Source organism: Flavobacterium sp. (assembly GCF_028712645.1).
GTDB lineage: Bacteria > Bacteroidota > Bacteroidia > Flavobacteriales > Flavobacteriaceae > Flavobacterium.
Genome location: NZ_JAQTPQ010000360.1, coordinates 1 through 2,868 on the forward strand (window position 1 = coordinate 1; position 2,868 = coordinate 2,868).

The 2,868-nt window shown below is 28.8% G+C and carries 2 protein-coding genes; both read right to left on the reverse strand.

The genetic code is table 11. The features are described from left to right. A partial coding sequence (locus PHC28_RS17835) for a response regulator (RefSeq protein ID WP_300103691.1) occupies positions 1-303 on the reverse strand: 303 nt, incomplete at its 3' end. Beyond that, positions 300-2,663 (reverse strand): PAS domain S-box protein, encoded by a 2,364-nt coding sequence (locus tag PHC28_RS17840; RefSeq protein WP_300103693.1) that lies wholly within the window; start codon positions 2,661-2,663, stop codon positions 300-302. The genes PHC28_RS17835 and PHC28_RS17840, both read right to left, overlap by 4 nt. Positions 2,664-2,868 lie beyond the last annotated feature (205 nt).

Below are 2,868 nucleotides of genomic sequence, written 5' to 3' on the forward strand. Positions count from 1 at the left end.
ATCTTTTGTTGCAATAGATGAACTGACAATATAGATAGTAATATGTTTTTCAATTTTTGATTTTATCATTTTTATTTCTTCCATAAATTCCCATCCATCCATAACTGGCATATTGATGTCTAATAAAATAATATCAGGTATTGAATCAATATTTCCCAAGCCATTTTTTAGCATGACAATCGCTTCTTTGCCATTTGTGAATGATGAATGTGCTGAAAAAGCACCCGATTTTTGAATCAATTTATTGATTATTATTTGATAAATAGCATCATCATCAACAACCCATATTATCTTTTTTTTCATTTGGTATAGATTTTAAATGTTGTTCCTATATTTAATTCACTTTCTACGGTTATTCTTCCACCCATCGCTTCTATTTGATTCTTAGTTATAAATAGACCAATTCCTCTTGCGTCAGGGTTATTACTGAATGTTTTGTACATACCAAAAATTTTATCTCCATTCTTTGCTAGATCAATCCCAATCCCATTATCAGTAACTTCTATAACATTTTCCTTATTTTCTTTGTATAATTTTATGGTTATAATTGGTTTTCGCTGTGGATGTCTGTAACGAATAGCATTCGAAATTAGATTATATATTGTGCTTTCTAAATAGGCTGAATTAAAATCTATAATTGCGTCATCTGGAATGGCGACTTTAAAGGTAACTTGATTTAATTTTATTTGTTCATTGAGAATTTCTTGTGCTTTAATGATATATTTTCTGAAGTCTAATGGTTTTATTGCAAGGTTAATATTAGTGTTGATATTTACAACTTCATTGAGGTGACTCATTGTTTCGTCAAGTGAATTTGAAACTGATTTCAATAATAGTAACATTTCATCACGTTCTTCATCTGATTCAGCAGCTTCAATAAGAGATAATATAGACTCAATATTACTAGTGTGAGATCGTAGATTATGAGAGACGATATAGGAAAAATTTAATAATCTTTTATTTTGGTCACTAACTAGATTAAAGGAGTTGTTTAAACTTTTCTCAGCGTCTTTCATTTTGGTAATATCAATCATAATACCTCTTGAGCTTACCGGTTTATCATTTTCAAAAACATAATTAATACTATCTCTTATCCATATTACGTCTCCATTTTTTTTGATCATTCGGTATTCGTAATCGTAATTTTCGAAGTTTTTGTTTTCTTTGGCAGAAAGAGCAATAGCAAACTCACTATCTTCTGGATGAATATGATCTTCCCAAAAAGTTGTGTTATCAGAATACTCGTCTGCTGAATAACCTAAAATACCTTCTATTTTTTTACTAACAAAAGTGGAAGTGGAAGTCTCAAGATCGTATTCCCAAACAATTCCATCAATACTATCTATAAGGGATTTATAACGGGCTTGATTTTTTTTAATTAGTTCCTCATTTTCTTTTACATCAGTAATGTCTTTAATAAAAGCTATAAGTGTATTGGGTTTTTCGTTGCTCTCCCAAAGCGGATTTATAGTCAAATTTACCCAAATATATTTTCCAGTTTTAGTAAGCGTTCTTTTTTCTGCAATGTATTCGGTAATTTTCCCTTCATGGAGTTTTTTTATATTTGATACTGTTAGTTCTAAATCCTTAGGATGAGTCATACTAGCCACTCCTTTTTCTTTAATCTCATCCAAAGTAAAGCCTAGCATATTGCAATATTTGTTATTGGCATCTAAAATGTTTCCTGTTTTAGCATCTAAAATTATTAAACCTATTGTGACTTGATCAAAAATGGTTTTAAATTTCATTTCATTATTCAAAAGCCTTGTTTCTTGTTCTTTTAATAATATTCCTAATTCTTTAGGTCTTTTCAATAATCTTGTTGTTAAAAAACCGAGTAATAGCGCAATAATAATACCTAAAATCACACTGAATAAAACGGAAGAATCTATCGAATAAGGGTTTAAGGCAACCAAATAAAGCGTACAACCACAGTCATTAATAGGCTTTGATAAATATTTACTTTTTGAAAAATCTTTTTTTAATGGAAAAAGAAAATGTTCTTTTAAAGTAATTGGATTTTTTTTTGAAAACTGGTAGTAATACTTCGATTTATCAATTTTATTAAACCCAGAATATTCTAATAAGGTTTCTAATTTTATTATTACAGCAGAAAATCCCCAAAAAGAATTGTTTTTATAAATAGGAAGCCTACCTACGATACCAATGCCACCTTGTCTTAATTTAAGCGGTCCTGCAAAATAAATTTTTTGTGATTCTATAGATTTTTTAGCTTCAGTTTTAAGATCTCCTGTACCTAAAACGTTTAAATTTAAAGCAACCTCATTTCCCTTCAAAGGATAAATATATTTGATGACTCCGTTAGGAACCAACTGTACTGTGCTAACAATTGGGTTGGATTTTAGAAGTTCCTTGCTTATAGTTTCAAAATTTTCAGGAATGCCCTCTTTATTTAACGTAAGAGCAAGAGAAACAGTTGTTGTATAACAGTAATTTAAGGATTGCTCAATTTGATGATGAGTCCCTGATAAAATAGTATCCATTTCTTGATTTTCTTCATTTATCAATATTTGATTGCGAAGAAAACCTAGAGTGATAATAAAAATACTAAGAGACAAAAAGACTAAAAAACCTGAAGTGTTAGGTCTATTTGTTAACCGTTTTATGTAATGGTTCCAATTTTTACCATTCTCATTTCTCATACAAAATAGTTTTGGGGTGTAATTTTGTAGATATGAAGATACTGATAATTTTAATAAAAAATATAAATTCTTAATAAAATCTTAAAAAAAATATTTTTTTTGATTTAATAATAGAAATAGGATACTAGTAAGTGAATTATTTTAAGCAAAATCAAGTTAATTGTTCTTGCAATGCTTTAATGTCATCCCGCAGTTTTGCAGCTTG